This is a genomic window from Jiangella rhizosphaerae, from assembly GCF_003579925.1.
GTDB classification, from domain to species: Bacteria; Actinomycetota; Actinomycetes; order Jiangellales; family Jiangellaceae; genus Jiangella; species Jiangella rhizosphaerae.
Window position 1 is genome coordinate 21,626 of record NZ_QUAL01000102.1, and the last position, 6,604, is coordinate 28,229.

Annotated in this window: 8 protein-coding genes and 1 pseudogene; 5 read left to right on the top strand and 4 right to left on the bottom strand. The window is 72.6% G+C overall.

Annotation, left to right across the window (positions count from 1 at the left end; translation table 11 throughout):
- Positions 1-291 precede the first annotated feature (291 nt).
- From DY240_RS34065 to DY240_RS11165, 5 genes and pseudogenes are all read left to right on the top strand, one after another.
- Positions 292-726 (top strand): annotated as a pseudogene (locus DY240_RS34065) (permease); the annotation flags it as partial.
- A 106-nt stretch (positions 727-832) separates the two neighbouring features.
- On the top strand, positions 833-1,078 hold the full coding sequence (locus DY240_RS33690) for a hypothetical protein (protein ID WP_407659304.1): 246 nt from the start codon (positions 833-835) through the stop codon (positions 1,076-1,078).
- 5 nt (positions 1,079-1,083) lie between these two features.
- Positions 1,084-1,785, top strand: a complete 702-nt coding sequence (locus tag DY240_RS33285) for a TIGR03943 family putative permease subunit (RefSeq protein ID WP_119659970.1) — start codon at positions 1,084-1,086, stop codon at positions 1,783-1,785.
- Between the two features lie 42 nt (positions 1,786-1,827).
- A complete protein-coding gene (locus DY240_RS11160; protein WP_119659971.1) occupies positions 1,828-2,076 on the top strand; it encodes a type II toxin-antitoxin system Phd/YefM family antitoxin in 249 nt (82 codons plus the stop codon).
- A 7-nt stretch (positions 2,077-2,083) separates the two neighbouring features.
- On the top strand, positions 2,084-2,443 hold the full coding sequence (locus tag DY240_RS11165) for a type II toxin-antitoxin system VapC family toxin (protein WP_199701312.1): 360 nt from the start codon (positions 2,084-2,086) through the stop codon (positions 2,441-2,443).
- A 13-nt stretch (positions 2,444-2,456) separates the two neighbouring features.
- Here the strand turns inward: DY240_RS11165 and DY240_RS11170 are convergent, their stop codons facing one another.
- The 4 genes from DY240_RS11170 to DY240_RS11185 are packed head-to-tail and all read right to left on the bottom strand — an operon-like array spanning position 2,457 to position 6,573.
- On the bottom strand, positions 2,457-3,347 hold the full coding sequence (locus tag DY240_RS11170) for an anchored repeat-type ABC transporter permease subunit (protein ID WP_119659973.1): 891 nt from the start codon (positions 3,345-3,347) through the stop codon (positions 2,457-2,459).
- Between the two features lie 3 nt (positions 3,348-3,350).
- Positions 3,351-4,094 (bottom strand): anchored repeat-type ABC transporter ATP-binding subunit, encoded by a 744-nt coding sequence (locus DY240_RS11175; RefSeq protein ID WP_119659974.1) that lies wholly within the window; start codon positions 4,092-4,094, stop codon positions 3,351-3,353.
- Positions 4,091-5,020: a choice-of-anchor M domain-containing protein gene (locus tag DY240_RS11180; RefSeq protein ID WP_119659975.1), complete on the bottom strand. Its 930-nt coding sequence runs from the start codon at positions 5,018-5,020 to the stop codon at positions 4,091-4,093. The genes DY240_RS11175 and DY240_RS11180 overlap by 4 nt, the downstream gene beginning before the upstream one ends.
- The gene (locus DY240_RS11185) at positions 5,017-6,573 is read right to left on the bottom strand and encodes an anchored repeat ABC transporter, substrate-binding protein (RefSeq protein WP_407659305.1); all 1,557 of its coding nucleotides are present in this window, start codon (positions 6,571-6,573) and stop codon (positions 5,017-5,019) included. The genes DY240_RS11180 and DY240_RS11185 overlap by 4 nt, the downstream gene beginning before the upstream one ends.
- Positions 6,574-6,604: the final 31 nt, after the last annotated feature.

Consider the following 6,604-nt stretch of genomic DNA (forward strand, 5'->3'; position numbering starts at 1 on the left):
CGGAACTCGGCCCGATGGGCCGCGCGCACGGTGGGACGGAGACCGCATGGACGACAGCACCACGCCCGCCGGCCGGATCAGGGGATCCGGCCGGTGACACAGCTGCAGGTCACCGACGACCGCCGCCGCCTCGGCCGGTTCGTCCCCGAGCTGCTCGTGCTCGTGCTCGTCCTGGCGGTCGTGCTGCGGCCCCATGTCGCGGGCTGGTTCGACAGCGCGACGCTGCAGACGTGGTCGACGGTGTTCGTGTCGATCACGCTGCAGGCGCTGCCCTTCCTCGTCCTCGGCGTGGTGGTGAGCGGCGCGGTGACGGCGTTCGTGCCGTCCTCGCTCATCGCCCGGCTGCTGCCGGACCGGCCGGCCGTGGCCGTGCCGTCGGCGAGCCTCGCCGGCGCCGTCTTCCCCGGGTGCGAGTGCGGCTCGGTGCCCATCGCCGGGCGGCTCACCGCGCTGGGCGCGGCGCCGGCCGCGGCACTGGCGTTCATGCTGGCCGCGCCCGCGATCAATCCGGTCGTCATGGCGGCGACGGCGGTGGCGTTCCCCGGTCAGCCGGAGATGGTGCTGGCCCGGTTCCTCGCCTCGTTCGCCGCCGCCGTCGTCGTCGGGCTGGTGTGGTCGCGGTTCGGCCGCGGCTCGTGGCTGCGGCTGCCGCGGCGGCCGGTGGCGGAGGGGGCGAACCGCTGGGACGTGTTCGCCGGCACCGCCCGGCACGACTTCCTGCACGCCGGCGGCTGGCTCGTCGTCGGCGCCGCCGCGGCCGCCGCGCTGCAGGTGTTCATCCCCCGGGTCGCTGATCACCACCGTCGCCACGAACGAGTGGCTGGCGGTCGTCGTGCTGGCCGGCCTCGCCGTGCTGCTGGCGCTGTGCTCGGAGGCCGACGCGTTCGTCGCGGCCAGCCTGTCGCAGTTCTCGCTGACCGCCCGGCTGGTCTTCCTGGTGGTCGGCCCCGCCGTCGACATCAAGCTGATCGCGCTGCAGGCCGGCACGTTCGGCCGCGGCTTCGCGCTGCGGTTCGCGCCGCTGACCTTCGTCGTCGCGGTGTCCAGCGCACTGGTCGCCGGGTGGTGGCTGCTGTGAGGCTCATGGACCGGCGGACGGAGTCGGTGCTGCTGCTCGCCGTCGGCGCGGTCGCCGTCCGGTTCGGGTTCTCCGACGCCGCCCTCGCCTACCTCAAGCCGAGCTTCCAGCCGATCCTGCTGGTCGCCGGCGTCGTCCTGGTCCTGCTCGGCGGGTACGAGCTGCTGCGCGACCCCGCACGGGGCGGGGAGCACGGCCACGGGGAGGGCGACGAGCATCGCGACCACGGCGGGCCGGGCGTCGCCTGGCTGCTGGCCGTCCCGCTCCTGGTGCTGCTGCTCATCGCGCCGCCGGCGCTCGGCTCGTTCGCCGCCGGACGGCAGGGGCCGGTCGCCTCCGCGTCCGACTCCGGCTTCGTCGACCTGCCGGCCGCTCGCGAGGGCGCCGTCGACCTCGGCCTGCGCGACTTCGTCACCCGCGCCCTGCAGGACCCGGACCGCTCGCTGGACGGCGTCCCGGTGCGGGTCGTCGGCTTCGTCGTGCCGGACGAGTCGGGCGACGGGTACCTGCTGTCGCGGTTCACCGTCGCCTGCTGCGCCGCCGACGCGACCGCCTACACCACCCGCGTGGTCGGCGACGACGCGCGGCCCGCCGACACCTGGGTCGAGGTCACCGGCCGCTGGGAACCCGGCGACGGCGACGTCCCCGTCCTCGTGGCCGACGCCGTCACCGTCGTGCCGGCCCCCGAGGAGCCCTACGAGTACTGACCGTGCGTTGATGGACTAAGTCTGACTAAGTACACTGCCGACATGGGCATCACGGTGAACATCCACGAGGCGAAGACCCACCTCTCGCGGCTGCTGGAACGGGTGGCCGCCGGAGAGCACGTCGTCATCTCGAAGGCCGGTAAGCCCGTCGCCGACCTCGTGCCCCATCAGCCGCGGCCCGTGCGGTTCGGCGGGATGAAGGGCCAGGTGCACTACGACGATTCGGCCTTCGCCGAGCCCGACCCCGACATTCAGCGGATGTTCTACGGCGACGATGCTCCTTCTCGATAGTCAGGCGATGCTGTGGTTGCTCGACGACAACCCGCGTCTCGGCCCGGCGGCGCGAACGTCGATCAGCTCCGCACCCTTGGTCCACGCCTCGGCGGCGTCGGTATGGGAACTGACCATCAAGGCGATGCTGGGCAAAGTGTCGCTACCGGACGGCTTCGTGGAGTCGCTGCGCGACCAGGGGTTGACGCTGCTCGATGTCACCGCGGCGCACGCCGAAGCGATCCGCGACTTCCCTGAGATCGCGCGGCACGACCCGTTCGATCGGCTTCTGGTCGCCCAGGCCGCGTCGGAGGGACTGCGGCTGATCACTGCCGACCGCGTGCTTCTGGATCTCGGGCGGCCGTTCATCGTCGACGCCACGACATGACCCACCCCCGCCGTCAGACCGCCCCGGCGGGCGCCGGGTTCTCCTCGAGGCCGCCCCGGCGCCAGCGCCTGGCGAGCAGGCCGTGGCGGGGCGCGAAGGTCCAGGCCGCGAGGAAGACCCCCGCCAGCACGAGCACGATGCTGCCGCCGACGGGCAGGTCGTAGCTCCACGACAGGTACAGCCCGACGACGGCGCCGGACCCGCCGATCGCGGGCGCGAGCAGCATCATCACGCCCAGCCGGTCGGTGAGCAGCCGGGCCGTCGCGGCCGGGGTGACGAGGAGGGCGAGCACCAGGATGTTGCCGATGGTCCGGACGGAGATGACGATCGCGACGGTCACCAGGACGTAGAGCGCGATGTCGAGCCAGAACACCCGCAGGCCGACCGCGCGGGCCAGTTCGCGGTCCAGGCTGACGGTGACGAACTGCTGGTGCAGGAGCAGCACCGCGGCCAGGAGCAGCAGACCGGTGACGGCGGCCGTGTAGAGGTCCTCATCGGGGACGCCGGTGATGGAGCCGAACAGGAACTGCTGCAGCGAGCCCGCATACCCGGGTGCCTGGGAGATGATCACGACGCCGAGCGCGAACGAGGCCACGTAGAAGACGCCGATGACGGAGTCCTCCTTGATCCGGCGGTTCTGCGAGAACACGGCCACCAGCACCGCCGTGACGACGCCGGCCACCGCTCCCCCGACGACCAGGCTGCCCTGCAGGACGAACGCGACCGCCAGGCCCGGGAAGACGGCGTGGGCGACGGCATCACCGATGAACGCCATCCCGCGCAGCACGACGTAGCAGCCGACGACGCCGCAGACGACGCTCGACATCACCGCGATCAGCAGCGCCTTGGGCAGGAACGCGAGGTCGGGGTTGGTGAGGTCGGCGAGGAACTCGGAGATCGACACGGCTCACATCACCTTCAGGATCTTCAGCAGCGGGCTGCTCTCACCGACGCCGAACGCCCGCATCCAGGGCTCGGGGTCGAGCAGCTCGCTCGGCGGGGCGTCGGCGACGATGGTCCGGTTGAGCAGCGCAATGCGCGTGCACGTGTCCAGCGCCCCGAGCAGGTCGTGGGTCGTCATCAGCACGGCCTTGTCCTCGCCGGCCAGTTCCTGGAACAGCCCCGTGAGCAGCTCCTGGGTGGGCAGGTCGAGGCCGGTGAACGGCTCGTCGAGGAGCAGCACCCGGGGTTGCAGTGCCAGCGCCCGGGCCACCAGGACCCGCTGCCGCTGCCCGCCGGAGAGCTCGCCCACCGGCCGGCGGGCCAGATCGGTCATGCCCACGCGCTCGAGGGCCGCCGCGACCGCTCGCCAGTCCTCCACGCCGGGCCGCCGCAGGAGGCCGATGCGACCGGTGCGGCCGGTCATGACGGCGTTCTCGACCGAGATCGGGAAGTCCCAGGCGAACTCGTGCCGTTGCGGGACGTAGCCCACGGTTGAGCGGCGCGGCCGGACCGGCCGGCCGTCGACGAGCACCCGCCCGGACGCCACCCGCACCAGGCCGAGGATCGAGCGCAGCAGCGTCGTCTTCCCGGCCCCGTTCGGGCCGATCAGCCCGGTCAGGTCGCCGAGGTCGAGCGTCAGGTCGATGTCGCGCAGCACCGTGCGGCCGCCGAGGCCCACGGTCACGCCGCGGACCTCGAGGACGCTCACAGCGCGGCCTGCGCGCGACGGCGTGCGCTGCGGCCACGCATGACGACGACCACCAGGACGACGACGAGGACGACGGCCGCCCCGGCCACGGCCAGCAGCACCGGGGCCGGACCGCCGTCGTCGCCGGCCTGGTCCACCGCCGCGGCGGGCGAGCTGCCGGCGTCCGGCGCGGCATCGCCGGCCGCCGCACCGGCGTACTGGGCGGCGAACGCGTCGTCCGTGCTGGTGGCGTCGCCGACGGCGAACCGGAGGACCTCGGTGTCCGACTCGGTCTCGCCGGACACGAGGACGGCCGACACCTCCACCTCCACGAGGTAGACGCCGGGCTCGGAGAACACCCAGTTGGCGTGCGTGTGCGTGTTCACCTCGACCCAGATGTCCTGCGGGTAGGCCTCGCGGCTGTCCCAGAGGATCTCCGGCTCGCCGAGCGTGCCGCTCTGCAGGAACATGACGACGTCGCCCGGCCCCTCGACGCCCCGCAGGGTCAGGGTCGCGCCGCGGTCGATGGTGTCCATGACGGTGGGGTCCTGGGTGTTCCAGCCGACCCAGATGACGCCCGGCTGCTGGGCCTGCGGCACCACGTGCACGTCGGTGCCCGGCGCGGCCGGCAGGAACGCGTAGTCGGCGTTGTCCGGCACCGTGGTCAGGGACGCGTCGCTCACCTGGAACACGGTGTTCGGCATCGTGCGCCAGGTCGGTGGCTCGGCGTGGTCGTCGTGGACCAGCAGCGTCCACTCGCCGTCGACGTAGCGCGGGCCGATGTCGACGTGGCCGTCGCTCAGCACCGCCTGTTCGGTGGCGATGGGCTGGTCGGCGTCGATCTCCTGGTCCAGGCTCGGGTCGTCGGCCGCCACGGCGCCGGCCGACGTGGTGAGCGTCAGCACGCCCGCGCCGAGCAGCGACACCGTCCGGAATCGTCGCGTCATGGCTCTCTCTCCGCTGGTTCGGACAGGCAGGAGCGCAGCGACTCGGCGTTGAATCGCATCATCTCCACGTAGGTGGTGACCTCGTCGTCGAAGGTGTCGCCGTAGATCGGGCAGACGCGGACGCCGAGGTCGCCGGCGACCTCGGTGAGCGTCGACGAGCGCGCCACCAGGTTCGGTTCGAGGAAGACCGCAGGGATGCGCAGGTTGCGGATCGTCTCGGCCAGCCGGCGGCGGTCGGCCAGGCTGGGCTCCGCGGCCGGGTTGGGGGTGACGAACCCGGAGATCTGCACGCCGTAGGCGGCGCCGAGGTAGCCGAACGCGTCGTGCGTGGTCACCAGGTGCCGGCGCGACTGCGGGATCGCCGCGATGGTGTCGCGGACGTGGGTGTCGAGCCGCTCCAGTTCGCCGATGTAGCGCGCGGCGTTGTCGCGGTACTCGCGGGCGCCGTCGGGGTCGACGTCGATCAGCGTGTCGCGCATGAGCTCGACGTAGGAGATCGCGTTGCCGACGTCCTGCCACAGGTGCGGGTCGATCTCGCCGTGGACGTGCCGGCCCAGGACCGCCTGCGGCAGCTGGAAGATGGGGTCGCCGGGACGCCCGAGGAACCGGAAGCCCTCGTCGGCGGGGATCTCGTGCAGCGCCTTGTTCGGCACCTCGATCACGGTGGTCGCCGGGTCGACGACCTCGGCGTGCGCGTGACCGTCGCCGCCGTGCGGGTCGACCAGCAGGTACAGCTCGCCGGCGTCGATGTCGACCGTCACGTCGGCGTGGCCGGCGTTCAGGACCTCCGCGCCCGCCATCCCCGGCACCGAGTGCGGGTCGACGCCGACGGCGAAGGTGAACGTCTGCTCCCCCACGTCGACCGGACGCTCGTCCGGTGCGGGCGCGAGGGTGGCGCGCATCGTCAGCCGGTACACCCCGGGTTCGGTGAACGCCCAGCTCATGTGGGTGTGCGCGTCGGGCGGCAGGGTGGCGGTGTCGTCGCGGTAGCCGTCGGCGGCGTCGAACCCGTCGGTGGAGTCGACGTAGAACTCCGGGTTGCCGAACGACTCGGTCAGGTACGCGACGAGGTCGCCCGGACCGTCGACGGCAGTGCCGCTGAGGTAGACGTCCGACGCGCGGTTCGCGCCGTACTGCTCCCCCGTCCCGCGCACCCGCATGCCCAGCCAGATCGTGTCGAGAGCGACGTTCTCGACCAGCGGGATGATCTCGGCCGCGTACTTCACCGCCCCCTCGGCGAGGGAGATGTTCGGCACGTCGTCCGGCAGGTTGGCGTCCAGCGCCTTGATGATCGACTGCTGCTCCAGCAGCAGGTAGTTGCTGAACGCGACGTCGGCGTACACGACGTTGCGGATGTCGCGCAGGCTCGGCTCGTACGAGTGCGGGTCGGCCTGATCCGGCACCAGCGAGCTGACGTTCACCCGGTCGCCGCCGACGTTGCGGACCAGGTCGGCCAGCAGCCCGGTCGTCGTGACCACCTGCACGCGGTCGTCGCTCGCGCTGAGCGTCGCCGGCGCCGCGCACCCGGTGAGGGCGAGCGCGGCGCCGGCCAGCCCGGCCGCCGCCCTAGCCGCGGACGGCACG